This is a genomic window from Pseudoalteromonas arctica A 37-1-2, assembly GCF_000238395.3.
GTDB lineage: Bacteria > Pseudomonadota > Gammaproteobacteria > Enterobacterales > Alteromonadaceae > Pseudoalteromonas > Pseudoalteromonas arctica.
Genome location: NZ_CP011025.1, coordinates 2,660,623 through 2,683,146, shown reverse-complemented (window position 1 = coordinate 2,683,146; position 22,524 = coordinate 2,660,623). Strand labels below are relative to the sequence as shown.

18 protein-coding genes and 1 tRNA gene are annotated in these 22,524 nt (G+C 40.1%); 17 read left to right on the top strand and 2 right to left on the bottom strand.

The window, feature by feature from the left end:
- Positions 1–80 precede the first annotated feature (80 nt).
- Together PARC_RS12150 and PARC_RS12145 are read left to right on the top strand one after the other, a co-directional pair.
- The gene (locus PARC_RS12150) at positions 81–1,454 is read left to right on the top strand and encodes an IS4 family transposase (protein WP_096058041.1); all 1,374 of its coding nucleotides are present in this window, start codon (positions 81–83) and stop codon (positions 1,452–1,454) included.
- Between the two features lie 269 nt (positions 1,455–1,723).
- Positions 1,724–2,170, top strand: coding sequence for an Hsp20 family protein (locus PARC_RS12145; RefSeq protein ID WP_007585496.1), 447 nt, complete (start codon positions 1,724–1,726; stop codon positions 2,168–2,170).
- A gap of 60 nt (positions 2,171–2,230) precedes the next feature.
- Here the strand turns inward: PARC_RS12145 and PARC_RS12140 are convergent, their stop codons facing one another.
- Positions 2,231–3,787 (bottom strand): cryptochrome/photolyase family protein, encoded by a 1,557-nt coding sequence (locus tag PARC_RS12140; RefSeq protein WP_010554681.1) that lies wholly within the window; start codon positions 3,785–3,787, stop codon positions 2,231–2,233.
- Between the two features lie 191 nt (positions 3,788–3,978).
- Positions 3,979–4,440 (bottom strand): globin domain-containing protein, encoded by a 462-nt coding sequence (locus tag PARC_RS12135; protein WP_010554682.1) that lies wholly within the window; start codon positions 4,438–4,440, stop codon positions 3,979–3,981.
- Positions 4,441–4,870: 430 nt separating this feature from the next.
- Here PARC_RS12135 and PARC_RS12130 point away from each other — a divergent pair.
- The 15 genes from PARC_RS12130 to PARC_RS12060 all read left to right on the top strand — a co-directional run bounded on the left by PARC_RS12130 (position 4,871) and on the right by PARC_RS12060 (position 22,520).
- Positions 4,871–4,947, top strand: a tRNA-Met gene (locus tag PARC_RS12130).
- Positions 4,948–5,228: 281 nt separating this feature from the next.
- The gene (gene rimP / locus PARC_RS12125; protein WP_002958482.1) at positions 5,229–5,684 is read left to right on the top strand and encodes a ribosome maturation factor RimP; all 456 of its coding nucleotides are present in this window, start codon (positions 5,229–5,231) and stop codon (positions 5,682–5,684) included.
- A 39-nt stretch (positions 5,685–5,723) separates the two neighbouring features.
- Entirely contained in the window at positions 5,724–7,223 is a 1,500-nt protein-coding gene (nusA, locus tag PARC_RS12120) for a transcription termination factor NusA (RefSeq protein ID WP_007585502.1), read from the top strand.
- A 25-nt stretch (positions 7,224–7,248) separates the two neighbouring features.
- Entirely contained in the window at positions 7,249–9,909 is a 2,661-nt protein-coding gene (gene infB / locus PARC_RS12115) for a translation initiation factor IF-2 (RefSeq protein WP_007585504.1), read from the top strand.
- 156 nt (positions 9,910–10,065) lie between these two features.
- Positions 10,066–10,551 (top strand): 30S ribosome-binding factor RbfA, encoded by a 486-nt coding sequence (rbfA, locus tag PARC_RS12110; protein ID WP_007585506.1) that lies wholly within the window; start codon positions 10,066–10,068, stop codon positions 10,549–10,551.
- Positions 10,535–11,494, top strand: a complete 960-nt coding sequence (gene truB, locus PARC_RS12105) for a tRNA pseudouridine(55) synthase TruB (RefSeq protein WP_007585508.1) — start codon at positions 10,535–10,537, stop codon at positions 11,492–11,494. Before rbfA ends, truB begins: the two co-directional genes overlap by 17 nt.
- Positions 11,495–11,647: 153 nt before the next feature.
- Positions 11,648–11,917 (top strand): 30S ribosomal protein S15, encoded by a 270-nt coding sequence (gene rpsO, locus PARC_RS12100; protein ID WP_007585509.1) that lies wholly within the window; start codon positions 11,648–11,650, stop codon positions 11,915–11,917.
- A 620-nt stretch (positions 11,918–12,537) separates the two neighbouring features.
- Complete coding sequence (gene pnp, locus PARC_RS12095) at positions 12,538–14,664, top strand: polyribonucleotide nucleotidyltransferase (RefSeq protein ID WP_007585511.1); 2,127 nt, start codon at positions 12,538–12,540, stop codon at positions 14,662–14,664.
- Positions 14,665–14,805: 141 nt separating this feature from the next.
- Positions 14,806–15,684 (top strand): lipoprotein NlpI, encoded by an 879-nt coding sequence (nlpI, locus tag PARC_RS12090; RefSeq protein WP_010554683.1) that lies wholly within the window; start codon positions 14,806–14,808, stop codon positions 15,682–15,684.
- Entirely contained in the window at positions 15,671–16,846 is a 1,176-nt protein-coding gene (locus PARC_RS12085) for a hypothetical protein (protein WP_007585515.1), read from the top strand. The genes nlpI and PARC_RS12085 overlap by 14 nt, the downstream gene beginning before the upstream one ends.
- A 215-nt stretch (positions 16,847–17,061) precedes the next feature.
- Positions 17,062–19,854, top strand: coding sequence for a monovalent cation/H+ antiporter subunit A (locus tag PARC_RS12080; RefSeq protein WP_033012429.1), 2,793 nt, complete (start codon positions 17,062–17,064; stop codon positions 19,852–19,854).
- Entirely contained in the window at positions 19,854–20,207 is a 354-nt protein-coding gene (locus tag PARC_RS12075; RefSeq protein WP_010554685.1) for a Na+/H+ antiporter subunit C, read from the top strand. Before PARC_RS12080 ends, PARC_RS12075 begins: the two co-directional genes overlap by 1 nt.
- Positions 20,204–21,721 carry a monovalent cation/H+ antiporter subunit D gene (locus PARC_RS12070; RefSeq protein WP_010554686.1) on the top strand — a complete coding sequence of 506 codons (1,518 nt, stop codon included), beginning with the start codon at positions 20,204–20,206 and terminating at the stop codon, positions 21,719–21,721. The genes PARC_RS12075 and PARC_RS12070 overlap by 4 nt, the downstream gene beginning before the upstream one ends.
- Positions 21,721–22,257 (top strand): Na+/H+ antiporter subunit E, encoded by a 537-nt coding sequence (locus PARC_RS12065; protein ID WP_007585523.1) that lies wholly within the window; start codon positions 21,721–21,723, stop codon positions 22,255–22,257. The genes PARC_RS12070 and PARC_RS12065 overlap by 1 nt, the downstream gene beginning before the upstream one ends.
- Positions 22,251–22,520, top strand: coding sequence for a K+/H+ antiporter subunit F (locus PARC_RS12060; protein WP_007378493.1), 270 nt, complete (start codon positions 22,251–22,253; stop codon positions 22,518–22,520). Before PARC_RS12065 ends, PARC_RS12060 begins: the two co-directional genes overlap by 7 nt.
- Positions 22,521–22,524: the final 4 nt, after the last annotated feature.

Here is a 22,524-nt window from a genome sequence, read left to right as displayed (position 1 = left end):
GCTAAGAAATTAGCGGGGATTTTTTTGAACTAAATCTCAATGTCATGATCAGATCTTCAAATCTTGTTTGAGGGCACATTATGATTAACGAACATACTCATTGGGCAAAACAACAATTCGGTAAATCGGACTTAGGTGATCCAAGAAGAACAGCGCGTCTGGTAAAGTTAGCATCAACGCTTGCAAATGAACCAGGAAAACCACTTGTGAACATCACTCAATCCCCCGCCGATATGGAAGGTGCCTACCGCTTTATTCGCAACGAGAATATTGACGCAACGGCTATAGCAGAGTCAGGCTTTAAAGCCACGGTTGAACAAGCAAAAAGTCATAACTTATTACTCGCATTAGAAGACACGACCACACTAATTTATAAACATTCCTCCATTCGAGATGATTTGGGTCATGTCGGACGAGGAGCAAAACAACGAGGCTTGTTAGCTCATAGCGTATTACTGTTTGCGCCAGACACAAAGCAAGTTGTGGGATTAATTGAACAGTCTCGCTGGAGTCGTGATATCAACACGATTGGAAAAAGAGAAAAACACGCGACGACTTCTTACGAAGAAAAAGAAAGTTACAAGTGGGAGTCAGCGTCACGAGCGATGGCAGAGCGGCTGCAAGGACAAATGGCGAACGTGATATCGGTGTGTGACCGCGAAGCGGACATCTACGAATACTTGCAGTATAAACTGAGCGAGCAGCAACGATTCGTCGTACGCTCGATGCAAAGTCGTCATATTGAAGAAGGTGAGGATAAGCTCTATGCGTTTGCAAGCGAGCTGATGAGTGCAGGCACCAAACACATCCACATTGCACAAAAAGGAGGAAGAAAAGCCCGAAGCGCAACACTGGATATCACCTATGCGCCAGTGACACTCAAAGCGCCTTACAATAAGAAAGGACACTCCCTCCCAGTTTACTATGTCGGCTGTGCAGAGCGAGGAAACGCTGAGAACGGCTTAAGCTGGCACCTATTAACCAGTGAACCAGTCACCAGCAAAGAAGACGCTTTAGCTATCATCACCTACTATGAGCACCGTTGGCTTGTAGAGGAATACCATAAAGTCTGGAAAAGTGATGGTACGGATATCGAAAGTTTACGCCTTCAAAGCCAAGATAACATGGAAAGATTGGTGACGATTAATGGCTTTATTGCGACGCGAATATTGCAACTAAAGTTCACCAATGAGCAGCCTGATTCTCCAAGTTGTGAACAACTGTTATCTCCCAAAGCATGGAAGTTATTGTGGTTAAAGAGAATAAAAACACCATTGCCTGAAACTGCTCCAAATATGTCATGGGCGTATCAGGAACTGGCAAAGTTAGGAGGCTGGAAAGATACCAAGCGCACAGGGCGTGCATCTGTGAAAGTGTTATGGCAAGGATGGCTTAAGTTACAAGCCATCCTGGAAGGCTACGATTTAGCAAAATCTCTTGAGTCAGACTTGTGATCAAGAGACAGCTAAATAAGCGGCTTTGTTGTTTAAAGTAATCTTAAATTAACGAATACATTGTGGTCTTGGCTTCAGTGCCTTTTTTATTTATTTTTAATAAATTTACTTGAAAACAATTTTACCGTCCATATATAGTTAAGTAGGACGCCTGATGGGTCCTAAATTAAACTTAAACAATTGAAATTTATATTATTAATTAAACTTTGCTTGAGCTTGTTCAATAGAAAAGCACATGCAAAATATCGCTTAAATATGAGGATATTATTATGCGTACAGTAGACTTATCACCACTTTATCGTTCATTTATCGGCTTCGAACATTTAGCATCACTTATGGATGCGGCAGCTAATACAGACAAGCAGCCGAGTTTTCCTCCTTACAATATAGAAGCACTCGATAAAGACAAATACAGAATCACTATGGCCGTTGCCGGTTTTAGTGATAGTGAATTAACCATTGAGTCAGAAAACAACACATTAAAAGTTGCAGGTATTAAAGCTAATAAAGATGAAAATAATGAACGTAAGTTTATTCATCAAGGTATAGCAGAGCGTAACTTTGAACGTAAATTTCAGCTTGGAGACCATGTAAAAGTACTTGGTGCCGATTTAGCTAACGGCTTATTGAGCATAGAGTTACAGCGTGAAATTCCTGAAGCACTTAAACCACGTAAAATAGAAATTGGTAATAGCAATCTAATTGAAGGTAAATAGTCTTCTAAAGTACATATTCCCCTGATTATTTAGCCGCCTCATTTGAGGCGGTTTTTTTACTTAAAGCGCTTCTAAATTATTAAGGTAGTAGGTTGCTTGTTGCAGCGTTTGTTCTTGAAGTGTTTCATCTTGTTTATCCCAGTTTTTATATACCATACCAATACGTGGGTTCTTTTCTAGCCTGTCTCTGTGTCTATTCATGAAATGCCAATACAAGCTATTTAGCGGGCAGGCTTTATCTCCTACTTTTTGTTTAACATCGTACTGACAGCTTTTGCAGTAATCGCTCATTTTATTAATGTAGTTACCGCTTGCAGCATAAGGCTTTGTTGCAATTATTCCATCATCGGCAAACTGACTCATGCCTCGGGTGTTGGGCATTTCTACCCATTCTATGGCATCTATATAAACGCCTAAGTACCAGTTGTCTACGTCATCAGGGTTTATTCCTGTGAGCATGCAAAAGTTCCCAATAACCATTAGGCGCTGAATATGATGAGCATAAGCGGTTTCAAGGCTTTGCTTGAGTGAGTGGCTTAGACAATTCATTTTTGTAGAGCTGTTCCAAAAATAAGATGGCAGTTTATTTTTGGCTTGTAATTGATTTTTAACTGCGTAGTCGGGCATGTTAATCCAATAAATGGCACGTACATACTCTCTCCAGCCTAATATTTGCCTGGTAAAGCCCTCTACTTGCGAGAGGGATATTTCATTGGGTCTTTGTTCGTATTCGCTTATTACACGTTTGATTACATATAACGGGTGGAGTATTTTTGCGTTTAGGGCAAACGATAAACGGCTATGGTACAGGCTGGTATTATTTTTACTTTGATCTGTCATCGCATCTTGAAAGTGACCAAAGCGACTAAGTAAGTGCTCACAAAAGTATTCAAGAGATTCAATCGCTTGTTTACGCGTTGTTGGCCACTCCAGTGAATGTTCATTTATTTCACCCAAATAAGCGACGTTGTGTTTATTTAAACGAGAAATAATACTGCTAACATCAGTATTGAATAACTTAGGCTGTGGGATGTCGGCTAAGTCTTTTTTGGAAAATTTATTACGATTATTACTATCAAAATTCCATTTGCCACCAGTTGGCTTTGCATCATAAATTAATATATTAAGTTGCTTACGCATAGCACGATAAAAGTGCTCCATTGTTACATGCTTGTTTTTTGTAAAGCGTGTTTTTATATCGGTGAACGGTAATAAAAAGTGTTCAGTATCTGTAGCAATTACATTTAATGAGCTATCACTTTTAAACTTAGCTAATTGAGATTTTAGCCTAAACTCGTCAGGGTATTGATATTCAATAGAGTCGCATTGATATTTATCGGCAACTCGCTTGAGTAATTCAATCAAGTCCTTGTCGTCATCGGTATCATCAAGTGTTAAATGCAAAACATTAAAACCTGCCGTGTTTAATGCAGTTGCAAAGTTTTCCATAGCATTAAAAAAAGCACACAGTTTTTGAATGTGATGTTTAACGTAGTCAGTTTCTTGTTTTAGTTCTGCGATGAGGTAAAGCGTGTCGTCGTTTTTTTGCTTGTACCATGAATGAGATGGGTTTAGCTGATCGCCTAGTATTAGTCTGAGTGTTTTGTGATGGGTCATAGTAAAGCCAAATTTTTTTATACGGACGTATTTAATTAAAGGATCGTTTTACTATTTAACTACGAGTGAATAGAGCAAAAAGGCTTAACCGATTATCAAGGCAATAAAGGCGTGCTGGATCATGGTGTGCAAATGAGTTTAATTAATGGGGAGGTTAAGTAAGTTAAATTGCCACCCCTAAAATTTTATGTTTAAATTTTATTACTTTGCTTTTGCTGCATTTTTTGTTGTAACGAAACCACATTAGATACATTAAATAAAATATTGCTGGCAAAGTTTTCAAAATATTTAAGGGCTTTTTTCCAAGCGAGCTGGCTCTCAGGAGTAAAGTGTTTACCAAGGTGCTCTTTAAGGGTTTCGTAAAACGCATCAGATAATAGTGCAATGTCATTTTGTGAAACACTGCTTTTTTTTAGGTACATCAAATGATGTGCTAAAAAAGGAGCTACTGATGCTGGCTTATCTAAATGTTTAACAATTCGTTCTAACACACAAAAAAGGGTAAAACTCTTTTCGTTAAATTGTAAGGCTGTTGGGTAATTCATTTCAATGCTAGATTCAGCCAATTTACTGTGAAATCGAGCCGTGAATGCATGAAAATTTGGCTTAATAATTGTTAAGTTATTTAACAATGCTGATTGTTGTTGATTCATTTTTATCTCGCTGCAGTGAGTAATAACTATTATTATTAAGTGGCATAAAATTGATTATAGCGGGCAGATAAAATTCTGCACGTTTTTTTAGTGTTAAAGTATGGGTTTTAGTTATATCAATTTATTTTCTGGTAAATTGTAAGCATCTAGAAGGTACTAAGGTAGCTCAAATTTAGTTTGTTTGATTTTCACTCAAAAATAATAAGCTGTAATATTTAATAATTTAGAGACAGCATTTTATAAAATTGATTGATTACTTATGTTACTTATATATACATTAAATTAGCATCTTGACGAATTGGAAATTTTATAAACTAATTGCGTATTATAGTTGCTAATCATCCCGTACATCCTTATAATAGCGGCCATTGTTTAGCATGTTGTAAAACAGCTAACAGCGATATTAAATTTAAAGTTTGATATCTATTGGCGCGGGATGGAGCAGTCTGGTAGCTCGTCGGGCTCATAACCCGAAGGTCGTCGGTTCAAATCCGGCTCCCGCAACCAATTCTACTAGTAGGTATTACCTTACTAATTTATATCGCGCATTCTAAGTAATGCGCGTTTTGCGTTTTAGACTATGTAGTTTAATTAGGTCAGTTTACTGACTCGCAACCAAGCTTGGCCCTAGGCCACACAGTTTTATGCTTTATTGGTGTGACGCCCCGCTTGGTTCGGGGCGTTGTTGTATCTGCACCTTGCGATTTGTGGCAATTGTCATCAAATTAAAACTTAAACTCAGTATTTTAGGGCTATAAGCCCTTTTTTTGTTTGTATGGAGGATTTTCGTGACAAAACTTGAACAAGATTTAGTAACCATGTTAACGCCTGCGGTAGAAATGTTAGGCTTTGAATTGCATGGTCTTGAATTTGTGCAAGCGGGTCGCCATTCTACCTTAAGAGTATATATTGCTCATGAGGATGGGATCTCAGTTGATAACTGTGCGGATGCAAGTCGCCAAATTAGTGCGATTTTAGACGTCGAAGACCCAATTACAAATGAATATGATTTGGAAGTATCGTCTCCTGGTGTTGATCGTCTATTATTCAAACAAGATCACTACGAGCAGGCGCAAGGAGAGGAAGTACGCGTGCGTACTAAACTTCCACAGGATGGTCGTCGTAATTTTAAAGGCGACTTAGTAGCAGTTAGCAGCGATATGATCACACTATCTAGCGATGGTGCAGAGCATCTGATCATGCTTAGTAACATCGAACGTGCGAATTTAATCGCGAAGTTTTAAATTCGAGTGCGAAGGAATAGGGCAAGCGAGGCATTACCCATGGCAAAAGAGATATTATTGGTTGCTGAAGCCGTTTCCAATGAGAAAGCGGTTCCAAAAGAAAAGATTTTTGAAGCTCTAGAGTTCGCTTTAGCGACAGCTACAAAGAAAAAACACGATGGCGAAATTGAAGTACGCGTAGCAATTGACCGTAAAACCGGTGATTACGATACGTTCCGTCGTTGGCAGATTGCCGCTGTATTAGAAGATGGTTCTTTAGAGAACCCATACAGCGAAATCACTCTAGAAGCAGCACAGGTTGAAGAACCTGATTTGCAAATGGGTGATTATGTTGAAGAGCAAATCGACTCAATCAAATTTGACCGTATTACAACACAAATGGCTAAGCAAGTTATCGTACAAAAAGTACGTGAAGCTGAGCGCGCTTTAGTTGTTGAAGCATACAAAGATCAAGAAGGCGAGCTGGTAACGGGTGTTGTTAAAAAAGCAACTCGCGATGCAATCGTGCTTGATTTAGGTAACAACGCAGAAGCGGTAATTTACCGTGATGACATGTTACCACGTGAAAACTTCCGCCCGGGTGACCGTATCCGTGGTCTTTTATATGAAGTTAAGCCTGAAGCACGCGGTGCACAATTATTTGTAACGCGCTCTAAACCTGAAATGCTAATGGAATTATTCCGCATTGAGGTGCCAGAAATTGGCGAAGAGATGATTGAATTACGTGCAGCAGCACGTGATCCAGGTTCACGCGCTAAAATTGCTGTTAAATCTAACGACAAACGCATAGACCCAATTGGTGCATGTGTTGGTATGCGTGGCGCACGAGTTCAGGCTGTATCGTCAGAACTTGGCGGTGAGCGTGTTGATATCGTACTTTACGATGACAACCCGGCACAATTTGTTATCAATGCAATGGCGCCAGCAGAAGTTGCTTCAATCGTAATGGATGAAGACACTCACTCAATGGATATCGCTGTAGAAGCAGATAACCTAGCGCAAGCAATTGGTCGTAATGGTCAAAACGTTCGTTTAGCAAGTCAGTTAACTGGCTGGGAACTAAACGTAATGACTGTTGAAGACATGCGTACTAAAAATGAAGCTGAATCTGATAAGTTACTTAACTTATTCACTGAAAATTTAGAAATTGATGATGAGTTTGCATCATTACTTATCAACGAAGGTTTCTCGACACTTGAAGAAGTGGCGTATGTACCAGCGTCTGAATTTTTAGAAATTGATGGTCTTGATGAAGAGACTGTAGATTTACTGCGCTCACGCGCAAAAGATGCATTGACAACTAAAGCACTTAAAACGGAAGAAAGCTTAGATGGCGCAGAGCCAGCTGAAGACTTACTTGCGCTTGAAGGCTTAGAGCGCCACTTAGCATTTGTTATGGCAAGCAAGGGTGTTGTTACACTTGAAGACTTGGCAGAGCAAGGTATTGACGAATTAGTTGATATCACAGAACTTTCATCTGAAAAAGCGGGTGAACTGATTATGGCTGCACGAAACATTTGTTGGTTTGCAGACGAGTAATTTATTAACGGAGGTATTACACACTATGGCAGAAGTAAATGTTGAAAAACTAGCCGGCGATATAGGTACGACTGTTGATAAATTGCTACAGCAGTTTTCACAAGCAGGTATCACTAAGCAAGCAACTGATAACGTAACAGAAGCTGAAAAAGCAACGTTACTTGATCATTTAAGCAAGCATCATGGCGGTACAGGTTCAGATGGCCCAGCGCGTATGACTTTACAACGTAAGAGCAAAAGCACTTTAAGTGTTACGGGCTCTACTGGTAAAGCAAAAGATGTTCAAGTTGAAGTTCGCAAAACACGTACTTACGTGAAGAAAAGCGCAATGGAACAAGAGCAAGAGCAAGCTCGCTTAGCTGCTGAAGAAAAAGTGCGTCTTGAAGAGCAGCAAAAAGCTGACCAAGAAGCCGCAGAATTAAAAGCGAAACAAGAGGCAGAACGCAAAGCGAAAGAAGAAGCCGACCGTAAAGCCAAAGAAGAAGCTAAACGCAAAGCTGATGCAGAGCGTAAAGCGAAACAAAAGCAGATGACCCCAGAGCAAAGTGCTAAGTCTGAGAAAGATCGCATAGAAGCTGAGCGTCTGCAAAAAGAAGCAGAAGAGGCCGCATTGAAGAAAGCTGAAGAAGAAGCGAAACGTCAAGCAGAAGAAGCAAGAAAGCTAGCTGAAGAAAACTCGGCACGCTGGAAGAAAGAAGAAGAAGAACGTAAGAAACGCGAAGAAACAGCGGATCACCATCTTACGACTTCTACTTATGCACGTGAAGCAGAAGATGTTGCCGATGCTCGTGATGAGCAAGGTACACGCCGTGCTAAGAAAAAGAAAAAAGCGCCAGCAAAAGATAAATTTGCAGCGTCAAGAGGCCGTAACAAGTCTAAGTTAAAAGCACCTGCATCATTACAACATGGTTTCCAAAAACCAACTGTTGATGTTAAAAATGAAGTGCGTATTAGCGAAACAATTACAGTAGCTGAGCTTGCATCACGCATGGCCGTTAAAGGCGCTGAAGTTGTTAAAACAATGATGAAAATGGGTGACATGGTTACTATTAACCAAGTGATTGACCAAGAAGCTGCACAATTAGTTGCAGAAGAAATGGGTCACAAGGTTATCATTGTTAAAGAAAACGAATTAGAGCAAACAGTACTTAATGACCGCCACGAAGATGGTAAGTCAGAGCCACGTGCTCCAGTAGTAACTGTAATGGGTCACGTTGACCATGGTAAAACATCAACTCTTGATTACATTCGTTCTGCGAAGGTTGCTTCTGGCGAAGCCGGTGGTATTACACAGCATATTGGTGCATACCATGTTGATGTAAACGGTCACATGATCACCTTCTTAGATACACCAGGACATGCTGCATTTACTTCAATGCGTGCTCGTGGTGCTAAAGCGACTGATATCGTAATCCTAGTAGTTGCAGCAGATGATGGCGTTATGCCACAAACTAAAGAAGCGGTACAGCATGCTCGTGCAGCTGGCGTTCCTTTAATCATCGCAGTAAACAAAATGGATAAAGAAGGCGCAGATCCAGATCGTGTTAAAAACGAACTTGCTGTACTAGACGTTATTCCAGAAGAATGGGGCGGCGATACACAGTACGTTCATATCTCAGCTAAAACTGGCTTAGGTATTGACGACCTTCTTGAAGCAGTATTGAACCAATCTGAACTTTTAGAGCTTTCTGCACCTACTGAAGGTATGGCGGCTGGTGTTGTTATTGAATCTCGTCTTGATAAAGGCCGTGGTCCAGTAGCATCAGTACTTGTTCAATCTGGTACGCTTAACCAAGGTGACATTGTATTATGTGGTCTTGAGTATGGCCGTGTTCGTGCAATGCGCGATGAAAACGGTAAAGACATTAAGTCAGCTGGTCCATCTATCCCAGTTGAGATTTTAGGTCTTTCTGGTATTCCTGCTGCAGGCGACGAAGCGACTGTAGTTAAAGATGAGCGTAAAGCGCGTGAAGTTGCTTTATACCGTCAAGGTAAGTTCCGCGATGTTAAACTAGCACGTCAGCAAAAAGCTAAGCTTGAAAACATGTTTACTAACATGACTGAAGGCGATGTTTCTGAAGTTAACGTGGTACTTAAAGCAGACGTTCAAGGTTCTATCGAAGCAATCTCTGATTCACTAACTAAACTTTCTACTGATGAAGTGAAAGTGAAGATTGTTGGTTCAGGTGTTGGTGGTATTACCGAAACTGATGCAACACTAGCTGCAGCGTCTAACGCAATTGTAGTTGGCTTTAACGTTCGTGCTGATGCTTCAGCTCGTAAAGTTATCGAGACTGAAAACTTAGACCTACGTTACTACAGCGTAATCTACAGCTTGATTGACGAAGTTAAACAAGCAATGTCAGGTATGCTAGCGCCAGAGTTTAAACAAGAAATCATTGGTCTTGCTCAAGTTCGTGACGTATTCAAGTCTCCAAAAATTGGCGCAATCGCTGGTTGTATGGTTACTGAAGGTGTTATTAAACGTAGCGCTCCAATCCGTGTACTACGTGAAAACGTTGTTATCTATGAAGGTGAACTTGAGTCACTTCGTCGCTTTAAAGACGATGTTGCTGATGTTCGTAACGGCATGGAATGTGGTATCGGCGTTAAGAACTACAATGACGTACGTGTTGGTGACCAAATCGAAGTATTTGAAACAGTTGAAGTACAACGTACTCTATAATTGTTACTAGGGAGTATCGAACGCTCAGGTTAACGCCGGACGTTCTACACACCCTACGCTAAGATTTTAAATGGGGGCTTAGCCCCCATTTGCATATCCATTATTTAGTTAACTTATTATTTAATTTCAATAAGTTATTATTTTAGGACAAGTATAATGAGAGAATTTTCTCGCACTGATCGTGTTGCACAGCAAATCCAAAAAGAGATTGCTGTAATTTTACAACGCGAAATTAAAGATCCACGCTTAGGTATGGTGACAGTGTCAGCGGTAGAAGTATCGCGCGATTTATCTTATGCCAAAATTTTCATTACTGTGTTTAACACACAAGATGAAGACGCAGCAAAGCAAAGCGCAAAAGTACTTAATGAAGCAACGGGCTATATTCGCTCGTTACTTGGTAAGCGTATCCGTGCACGTATAATGCCTGAGTTAAAGTTTGTAGTTGATAACTCATTAATGGAAGGTATGCGTATTTCTAACTTAGTGGATTCTATTATCCGCGAAGATAACGCAAAGCATGTAGATGAAGACGTAGAAAGTGTTGATGCTGCTGATGTTTCAGATAGCGAAGAAGGTACTGATCACGTAGACGATACAGATAGCGAAGAAGGCACTGATACAGATGGCAAAGCGCAGTAAAGGCCGTGCAGTTGACGGTATTTTGTTGTTAAACAAACCTGAAGGCATTTCATCAAATAAAGCATTACAGCAAGCCAAAAGTGTTTATTTTGCGCAAAAAGCTGGGCACACAGGTGCTTTAGATCCACTTGCCACAGGTATGCTGCCAATTTGTTTTGGTGAAGCGACTAAGTTTACGCAGTTTTTACTCGATACAGATAAAACCTATATCGTTCGTGCACAACTGGGTGAGCGTACAACAACATCAGATTCTGATGGCGAAATTGTTAGCACTAAAGATGTGAACGTTACGCGTGAACAGCTAACAAAAGAAATAGCTGCTTTTGTTGGTGAGTCTGAACAATATCCGTCAATGTACTCAGCTCTTAAGTACCAAGGTAGACCGTTATATAAGTACGCGCGCGAAGGTATTGAAGTTCCTCGTAAATGCAGAAAAATAAACGTGTTTAGCTTATCGTTTGACGAATTTGATGAACAAAGCAACGTATTACAAATGACGGCCCATGTATCTAAAGGGACCTACATTCGTACAATCGTTGATGATTTAGGCGAAAACCTAGGCTGTGGCGCACACGTTATTATGCTCCACAGAACCGCTGTTGGTCAGTATCCGGCAGATAAAATGGTCTCGCTTGATGAGATTGAAGCGTTGCTTGCTAAAGCGAAAGAAGAAGAGCTTGCGCCTTCAACTTATTTAGACTCGCTATTGCTACCAATTGATACTGCTTTAACTGATTTACCCGTTGTTGAAATTACAAAAGAACAAGGGGGAATTTTTAGTCACGGGCAAGCTGTAGAATTATCAATCGCTTTACCTGATGGTGCAATTAAAGTTGTTGCGGATAATATATTTATTGGTACTGGTGAGCGTAACTCAAACGGTCATTTAAAGGTTAAACGTGGTCTTGCTAGTCAGCAAGACGATTACGTGAAGCCTGAATAAGCAACTAATGTGCCTAACGGTGGCTTATTAGTTGTAGTTGGGGATAATTAGCTTGTAGTTATTCCTACAGTTGGTAGAATACGCCCGCTTAATCGTTTTGGCTGAATTAGTGATCGGCTAAGACACCTTTTAAATTTAATTTTTGGAGTTACTATGTCACTAAGCAATCAAGAAAAAATCGATATCATTGCTAAATTTGCACGTGCAGAAGGCGATACAGGTTCATCAGAAGTACAAGTAGCATTACTTACTTTTGACATCAACAAGCTTCAAGGTCACTTTGCTGATCACAAGCATGACTTCCACTCACGTCGTGGTCTGCTTCGTAAAGTAAGCACTCGCCGTAAACTACTTGATTACCTTAAAGGTAAAGACATCACTAGTTATACTGCGTTAATCAAAGAACTTGGCCTACGTCGCTAAGAACTAGATTATAGAAAAAGGAGCTTTTTAGCTCCTTTTTTTGTGCCTGAAATTTGTGTTTCCAAATTAAGAAAATTCTTAAACCTATTGAATTATAATATAAAACCCCCATTTCATAGCCTACCAATAGCTGTTGTATTTACCCGCTAATTAGCCCAGTTTAAATCTAGTAGCTAGTGTGTGTTGACCTTTCGTGATTAATTTTGCAGCTGTATGTTTGGTCTTTAGGCAAGGCAGCGCCTATGTAGTGTGGTTATTCCCCATAAATAGGCGATAACGCAGCATAAATGCCAAACATGCGCTGCCCTGCGGGTTCATCCTAGGGGCGATTAACTCTTTGTTGCTCGATTTTTACTTAGCCCACTAGGTTACAAATCTCGCGCCGTGATTAAATCGACCCTAGATTGAACAAATTTCAATCCACAAAGATCAACACACCCTAGACTCGCATTTTGAAGCAGCTTTGGTATATACTATGCGCGTAGGTAAAAAGGTTTATCTACGCTTATTCACATCATTGCCAATTGTAGTACTTAATTGATTTCCAACTGAATACAATTATGTACTGTAATTGGTACTTTGATGACAACTTATTAGAATACATTTAAGGAATATTTTAAGTGCAAGCAATTATTAAAGAATTCAAACTAGGTCAACATACAGTGACTCTAGAAACTGGTGCAATCGCTCGTCAAGCAGACGGCGCTGTACTTGCAAGCATTGGCGACACTTCAGTTTTAGTAACTGTTGTTGGTAAGCGTGAAGCACAACCTGGCCAAGACTTTTTCCCACTAACAGTTAACTACCAAGAGCGTATGTACGCTGCTGGTCGTATCCCAGGTGGTTTCTTAAAGCGTGAAGGTCGTCCTAACGATGGCGAAACACTTATTGCACGTCTTATTGACCGTCCAATTCGTCCACTTTTCCCAAGCGGTTTTGTAAACGAAGTACAAGTTATTGCTACTGTTGTTTCTGTTAACCCTGAAATCCAACCTGATATGGTTGCGATGATTGGTACTTCAGCAGCACTTGCTATCTCTGGTATCCCGTTCAGTGGTCCAATTGGTGCATCTCGCGTTGGTTACATCAACGGCGAATATGTACTTAACCCTACATTAAAAGAGCTTGAAGAAAGCCAACTTGATTTAGTGGTAGCCGGTACTGATAAAGCGGTACTTATGGTTGAATCAGAAGCTAACGTACTTGCAGAAGACGTAATGCTTGGCGCTGTTGTATATGGTCATGAGCAATCTCAAGCGATCATCACTGCAATCGAAGAATTTAAAGCAGAAGCAGGCAAGCCTACTTGGGATTGGACTGCACCAGCTAAAAACGTTGCACTAGAAGATAAAGTTGCAGCAATTGCTGCTGATAAAGTAGGCGCAGCTTACTTAATCACTGATAAAGTAGCGCGTAAAGAAGCACTTGGCGTAGCTAAAGATGAAGTTGTTGCAGTGTTAACAGCTGAACTTGCTGAAGGCGAGTCTTTAGATAAGCAAGAAATTGGTAAAATATTCGGTTCACTTGAGAAGAAAATCGTTCGTGGCCGTATCGCTTCTGGCGAAAAACGTATCGATGGTCGTGAACCAGATATGATTCGTGCACTAGATGTAATGACTGGCGTATTACCGCGTACTCACGGTTCTGCTATCTTTACTCGTGGCGAAACTCAAGCGTTAGTAACAGCTACACTTGGTACAGAACGTGATTCACAGTTAATCGACGATTTAACTGGTACTCATAAAAACCACTTTATGCTTAACTACAACTTCCCTCCATTCTGTGTAGGTGAAACTGGTTTTGTTGGTTCTCCTAAGCGTCGTGAAATCGGCCATGGTAACCTTGCTAAGCGTGGTATTGCTGCTGTAATGCCAACATTGACTGAATTCCCATATTCAATCCGTGTAGTATCTGAAATCACTGAATCAAATGGTTCATCTTCAATGGCTTCTGTATGTGGTACTTCACTTGCACTTATGAATGCCGGTGTACCAATTAAAGCGTCTGTTGCCGGTATTGCGATGGGTCTAGTTAAAGAAGACGATAAATTCGTTGTTCTTTCTGACATCTTAGGTGATGAAGATCACTTAGGTGACATGGACTTTAAAGTTGCTGGTACAGCTGCAGGTATCACTGCACTTCAAATGGATATCAAAATCGAAGGTATCACTCAAGAAATCATGCAAATTGCGCTTAAACAAGCAAAAGCTGCACGTTTACATATCTTAGAAGTGATGGACGAAGCAATTTCTGCTCCTTCTGAAGAGCTATCAATGTTTGCTCCTCGCATATACACAATGAAAATCCCACAGAAGAAAATCGCTGAAGTTATCGGTAAAGGTGGCGCAACTATTCGTCAGCTTACTGAAGAAACTGGTACAACGATTGAAATCGGTGACGACGGTACAATTAAAATTGCCGCTACTGATGGCGAAAGTGCAGCTAATGCAATTAGCCGTATTGAGCAATTAACAGCTGAACTTGAAGTAGGTACTATCTACGAAGGTAAAGTTGTACGTATTGTTGATTTCGGTGCGTTTGTAAACATTCTTCCTGGTAAAGATGGTCTAGTACATATTTCTCAAATTAGTACTGAGCGCGTTAATAACGTGGCTGATCACCTTTCTGAAGGTCAAGAAGTTAAAGTTAAAGTACTAGAAGTAGATCGCCAAGGCCGTGTACGTCTAAGTATTAAAGAAGCAATGGAATCAGCAGCACCTGCAGCTGACGCGCCAACTGACGCGTAATTGTTAACTTATTAATCTAGTTATATTAGCTAGATGATAAAAAAGGGGCTGTTTAGCCCCTTTTTTTATGCTTTAATGAAACCTTATTGGACAAGGTCTGTCTTATATTAATCGCGATATATCTTGGTATTAAGGATTTTAATGATACTCAAACATTTAGCTTTGGCATCTTTTGCTATTTTGTCTTTAAGCGCTTGCCAAACTACAACAGAATCAGAACCAACCCCGATTGTTAATGTGCCATTTACTGCACCTTTAGCCTCTGACTTCAGAAGTGAAATTGCTATTGCACGCTACTCAGAGTTATTGAATAGGGCTGACTTAAGCGAAGAGCAACAAGCTAAGCTTTATTACGACCGTGGTGTACTTTTCGATAGTCTAGGTATGACCACTCTTTCGCGTATTGATTTTAACCGCGCAGTAAAACTTAAGCCTGATTTAGCTGAAGTATATAATTTTTTAGGTATTCAACATACGCTTATGCAGCAGTACGAAAAAGCCTATGAGTTTTTCGATTCAGCTCTAGAACTTGATGAAGAGCATGAATACGCCTATTTAAATCGAGGAATTGCACTGTATTACGGCGATAGAGCTGGCCTTGCTAAAAATGACTTTAACGAGTTTTTAGCCCGTTCTCCTAACGATCCGTACCGTGTTTTATGGGTTTATTTAGCCCAGGCACAAGAGGATAAAGTAATCGCACTTGATGCCCTTAAACAAAATGCGACTGCGCTTGATGATTCACAATGGGCGTATCAGTTAATTTCTCTTTATACGGGCGATATGAGTGAACATGCATTTTTATCAGGCATTAGTGATGGTGTTAGAACTGAGCAAGAATATGCGCAACGTTTATGTGAAGCTTATTTTTACTTAGCCAAAATGCATCAAGCAGCGGGTGAGCTGTACTTAGCATCAGACTATTTTAGGCTTGCGCTAGCAACCAATGTACATGAGTTTATTGAGTACAAATATGCGCGTTTAGAACTTGAGTTGATGGAAGGTGTTGACGCAAGTTAAGCGTTTTAAATTAATAGGTGTATTACTATGTTGTTTGTTAATTACAGGCTCGAGTAATCACCTTGGCGCTATTGGCTTTTGGCATGTTTTAAATACAAAAGCCAATGTTCTACAAAGTTATTGGAATTCACCAGCTTATTTTTCTGATCACCTAGAGCAGTTACCAAAGACCTCTTTAGCTATACTTGCTCGCAGTAAAATTTCCTCAGCACAATATATGTATTCTCTTAAGCTTATTAAAAGCAGTCAGAGTGATACTGCAAAACAATTTTGGCTCTCCGCTATAAATGACTTAACAATCCCAGAGCGTAAAATATTAGCAACAAAGTTACTTGAGCAATCACGTTGGAGCGATTTAGAGTTACTCGCTAGTAAAAACAAATTACCAGCAGGGGATGTACTAAATCATCTAAAACTTCAGTTAAAAATACCACAGAGTAAAATATCTACCGCGTTTATCCACGATCTCGGTTTTTCATCTTTAAGAAATATAAGCAAACCTAATAAGCAATGTATGTTTAACGTGCTGACTATGAGCGATCATCGCAGTGGCTTATATAAACTTACAGAGTTTATTAATGCTTATAACAAACAACCAGAGCCCCGTGAAAATATTTTTTGCTTTTCAAAACCCGTTTACGTTGCGGGTATGCTTGAGTGTAAAAGTAGTACTAGTCAAATAGCAAAGTGTGACTGGCAATCATCTAAACTTAATAGCCAGCTTCCTAATAATTTTGATTTTATAGTGATGATGCCTAAAGATGGAACGGCTAATGTCACGAAGGGAACAATGCTAATAAACTCAAAAGCAAAATACAGTATATTTTTGCATGAGCTGATGCATTTTAACGGTTTTGAAGATGAATACGCTTTGCCTAAAACTAAGCAAGCATGGTTGTGTGCAAAAACGGGTTTTGTTGCACCTAATTTATTTATTTCTCATGGTGAGTCGCCGCCAACAGGTTGGCATAAAGCAAAGAGTTGCCAGGTAGGGGGTATTGCTTATAAACCTAGTGAAAATTGGTCTATTATGCAATATCAGCAGTTAGGGCTCTCAGCGCAGTATAGACAACTTTGGTTGAAACATTTAGATATGACCAATGGTAACTTTCATCGCCACCCTGGCGCGCTTACATTTGCAAATAAGGCCATATTAAATTAACAATTATCAGTATTAATTAATTGTTTTTTTAGGCTTAATAAATTGTTAGTTCTTGTTTAAAAAACACCCATGCAGAACCGCTTTTTATAGACAAAATCAGTGTTTTTCAGTATAACTATAGTCATTAATGTCGTTTAAAAACAGGCAGTAAAAGCATCACTTAGTATTAAAAAGAGATGCCCTGATAAACTTATGATAATAAAAGGCCCTACATTATGACTTTGCTCTGGATACCCTTGTTATCCTTAATTGGCAGTGTTATTTCTGCATGCACAGGTAAGTTATCCCGCAATTTAAGCACTAGCTTAACGGCTCTTGCGCCTTTGACGGCTTTGGGGATTACTCTATACCATGCACCTGCCGTTTTAGCGGGCGAAACCATTCGTTATTCTTTAGCTTGGATCCCGTCAATAGGACTCGATTTGTCTCTGCGGTTAGACGGCCTCAGTTTATTGTTTATGTTTATGATTTTAGGCATAGGCTTGCTCGTTATCCTCTACACCCGTTACTACCTAAGCGCTAATGACTCAATGGCTAAGCTATATAGTTACTTAATGCTATTTATGACTGCAATGCTTGGTATTGTTATGTCTAACAACGTCATTCAACTGTGGTTGTTTTGGGAATTAACGAGCATCAGCTCATTTTTATTAATTAGTTTTTGGTGGCATAAATCAGAAGCGCGAAAAGGCGCACGTATGGCGCTTGCTGTAACAGGCGCGGGCGGCTTAGCGTTACTTGCTGGATTGATGCTATTAGGTGATATTGTTGGTAGTTACGACCTAGATGTTATTCTAGCGAGTAAAGCAATAATTCAATCTCATGATTTATACGAAGTAGCATTGGTATTGGTGCTACTGGGTGCGTTTACTAAATCGGCACAATTTCCATTTCACTTTTGGCTTCCTCATGCAATGGCAGCGCCTACGCCAGTAAGCGCGTATTTACATTCTGCAACGATGGTAAAAGCCGGTATATTTTTGTTAGCACGTTTTCATCCTGCTTTAGCCGGCACCGATACTTGGTTCTTGCTCGTTGGGTTAACGGGTTTAGCTACGCTGTTGTTTGGTGCTTATATAGCACTATTTAAACACGACTTAAAAGGCTTGTTAGCCTATTCAACAATAAGCCATTTGGGTTTAATAACGCTATTACTCGGACTTGATACTGAGCTTGCAACTGTTGCTGCTATTTTTCATATAATTAACCATGCAACGTTTAAAGCGTCGTTATTTATGGCCGTTGGTATTATTGATCACGAAACGGGCACGCGCGATATGCGTAAATTAAATGGTATGTGGCGATACTTACCATACACTGCAACGCTTGCGATGGTCGCGGCGGCTGCAATGGCAGGAGTTCCTTTACTAAATGGCTTCTTGTCTAAAGAAATGTTTTTTGCAGAAACGCTGCATCAGCAAGTGCTTGGTTCTATGTCGTGGTTAATTCCAGTACTGGCAACTGTTGCAGGTGCATTAGCTGTTGCGTACTCAGCACGCTTTATTCATGACGTGTTTTTTAATGGTGAACCAATTGATTTACCTCGTACGCCGCATGAGCCACCGCGCTATATGCGTGTACCAATAGAAATACTCGTTGTGATTTGTTTGTTAGTGGGTATGTTCCCGCACTTTACAATTGATGGCATTTTATCTGCGGCGTCTTTAGCTGTACTTGGAAAAGAAATGCCGGTGTACGAATTGGCTATCTGGCATGGGTTTAACTTGCCTCTACTAATGAGTGCGATGGCGATTGCTGGCGGCTTATTTATTTATATTAATCGTAAATATCTATTTCAGTTTCAAGCATCATTACCACCTCTAAACGCTAAAAAAACGTTTGAACGTGTGATATTAAGCGTTATTGCTTGGTGTCAGTCAAAGGTAAGCAGTATCGAAAATGGATCGCTACAGCGCTATCTTGTAATTATGTTAGCGGTGGTATTACTGTGTGCGGGTTGGCCATTATTTGAAATGCAACAACTTGCCGGTAGCATGCCACTTACGCCTGTTGATGTGCACAATGCAATTGGTGCAGGCTTATTGATTATTGGTGCTCTTGCCACCGTTATTTGGCATCGCTCTCGAATGGTATCGCTATTAATGCTCTCAATTGTAGGATTAATGGTGTCGGTTGTATTTACACGCTTTTCTGCTCCAGATTTAGCGCTTACGCAGCTAACTGTTGAGGTTGTTACTATTATTTTACTTATGCTGGCATTGTTTTTCTTGCCGCAGCATACGCCAAAAGAATCAAGTTCATTACGCGTACTTCGAGACTTAGCAATAGCCTCTACGTTAGGTGTAGTTATCGCGAGTATTTGTTATGCATTACTTACACGCCCGCTAGATTCAATCTCAGACTTCTTTATTGCTAACGCTAAAATTGGTGGCGGTGGTACTAACGTAGTTAACGTTATTTTAGTCGACTTTAGGGGCTTTGATACGCTTGGTGAAATTACCGTATTAGGCATTGCCGCATTAGGTATATTTAAAGTACTTTCTCGAATTCCATTATTTATGCCAGCAAGCGACAGCGAAGGGCGCCCATGGGCACGAGAGCGCCATCCAATATTACTGGCGAGTATTTCACAAAGTTTATTACCGCTTGCGTTATTAGTTTCTGCATATATTTTCTTACGTGGGCATAACTTACCTGGTGGTGGCTTTATTGCAGGACTGGTAACGTCAATCGCGTTTATTTTGCAATACATGGCGCATGGTACAGCATGGATAAACGAACGTTTTGATGTTAATTATCGCAAAATTATAGCTTCAGGCATTGGTATTTCTTTGTTTACAGGTGTGGGTAGTTGGTTCTTCGATAAGCCATTTTTAACAACTTGGTTTGACTACTTTGATATTCCGTTTGTCGGTAAAACAGAGCTTGCCAGCGCGATTGCATTTGACCTAGGTGTTTACTTAACTGTTGTAGGCGCTACATTAATGATTTTAGCAAGCTTAGGTAATATGACAGCAGATACCCAGAAAAAAGAGGTAAATATTTAATGGAATTATTGTACGCATCTTGCGTTGGAGTATTGGTCAGTTGCGGTGTGTTTTTACTGCTAAGAGCTCGTACGTTCCCTGTAGTACTTGGGCTTACTATGATTTCATATGCTGTTAACTTATTTTTGTTTTCAGCAGGTCGCCTTACTATTAATAAAGCGGTAGTACTTGGTACTGGCACAGAATACGCCGATCCTCTACCTCAAGCATTAGTACTAACTGCAATAGTGATTGGTTTTGCGATGACCGCATTTGTGGTTATTTTGGCAATACGTGGGCGCGCCGATTTAGGTAGTGACCATGTTGATGGTTATGTGCCTAACACCTCTGCAGATAATAAGGAGCAAAAATGATCCAACATTTAGCTTCGCTACCTATTTTATTACCTATGTTGACGGCAGTTATTTTATTGCTGCCGCCATGTGGTAAAAGCGTCAAAATTCGCCGCTTAGTTTCAATTGTAATGGCAATAGCTACTTTTGCCATTAGTGTGCTTTTACTTGTACATATTAATAATACAGGTATTAATGTTTACGCTATTGGTAGTTGGTCTGCACCATTTGGGATAGTCTTAGTCGCTGACATGTTATCTACCTTATTGGTTACGTTAACTTCACTTTTAGGTTTGGGCGCTATTTTATATGGTAGTGCTGGCGATGATGAAAAGGGCAGCTTTTATCATCCACTTGTTCATTTTTTAATATTGGGTGTAAATGGCGCGTTTTTAACTGGCGATTTATTTAACCTATTTGTATTTTTTGAAGTGTTACTGATTGCATCATATGCACTGTTAATGCATGCAGGTGATAAACAAAACACTCGTGCGGCACTGCAATATGTAATATTAAATTTAGTTGGCTCAAGCGTATTTTTAATCGGTTTGGGTATTTTGTACGGTGTACTTGGTACGCTTAATATTGCAGATATGGCGCAAAAAGTATCACAGCTTTCGGGCGATGATGTATACCTAGCAAAAGCAGGTGGTTTATTACTATTAATTGTATTTGCTTTAAAGGCCGCACTATTACCTCTGCATTTATGGCTTCCAAATACGTATTCAAGCGCTAAACCTGTAGTTGCAGCATTGTTTGCGATTATGACCAAAGTAGGCGTTTACGCCATGCTTCGTGTTTACACGGTGATATTTGGCGAACAAGCAGGAGCGCTTGAACATATGGCGCAGCCTTGGCTTTGGGGCTTAGCAATTGCCACCATTATAGTGGGTGCCATTGGCGTTATGGCAGCGCAAGACTTACGTAAACTCACCTCTAACTTAGTATTAGTATCGGTAGGTACGTTGGTTGCGCTAATTGCATTGCAAAATGTAAATGCCACTGCTGCACTTTTATATTATTTAGTGCATTCAACACTTGTTAGTGCCGCACTGTTTTTACTAGCAGACTTAGTTTCAATCCAGCGCGGTAAAGTTGGTGATAGGCTAGTAGCGGGTCGCTCTGTTAAACAACCATTTTTATTAGGTGTGTGCTTTATTGTTGCAGCTTTAACTGTAGTTGGTATGCCGCCACTATCAGGCTTTGTAGGTAAAATTTGGATACTTAAAGCCACATTAAATAGTGAGCAAGCTTTACTATTTTGGCCTGTATATTTAGTAACAAGCTTTGCGTTGTTGGTAGCGCTTTCGCGTGCTGGCACGACCTTGTTTTGGGAGCATAAAAGTAAAAATAGCGAAAACGCAGATTGTGCAAATGCACACCCGTTGCAGGTAATTGTAATTATAGGTTTACTTGCGTGTTCGCCATTGCTCGTTATTTTTGGCGGACCAATAAGTGAATACATGCTAGGTGCTGCTACTCAGTTACATGATATAAGCGGCGGTATTAATGCTGTACTTAAAGGAGGCATGTGATGAGATTACAAGCCCGTTTTCGTTGGTTACCAACGCCATTTCGTAGCTTATTTTTGTTTATGGTTTGGCTATTGTTAAATAATAGCGTGTCGGTAGGGCACTTAGTATTAGCGACTATTTTTGCAATACTTATCCCAATATTAAGTTTTTCGCTTCGCGAGCCTCAGCCACTAATTTTAAAGCCGGGCTTGGCTCTTAAGCAGTTGCTTATTGTGCTGTACGATATTGTCGTAGCAAATTTACAAGTGGCTTTACTTATACTTGGGCCATCTAAAAATTTGCGTCCGGCATTTATAAAAGTACCGATAGATTTAACTCATGATATGCCAATTACCATATTGGCCAGTAGTGTATCGCTTACACCCGGTACAGTGAGTGCAGAGGTTTACCCAATTGCTGAATCGTTACCTGAGGGTGAAGAGCCAACACAACGCTACTTATTAATACATGTGCTTGACCTTAAAGATGAAGAAGCACTTATCAAACAAATAAAACAACGCTACGAAGCTCCACTAAAGGAGATATTTCAATGTTAGACACCGTATTACTCATTGTTTTTTCGATGATTGGCTTATCATTATTGCTTAATTTATGGCGATTGATCATTGGTCCATCAGTGCCTGATCGTGTTTTAGCGCTCGATACAATGTACATTAACGTCATTGCACTGATTATTTTATATAGCATTAGTATGGATACAGGGCTTTATTTTGAAGCTGCACTGCTTATTGCCATGCTCGGTTTTATAAGTACAGTTGCAGTGTGTAAGTATTTACTACGTGGCGATATAATTGAATAAGGTG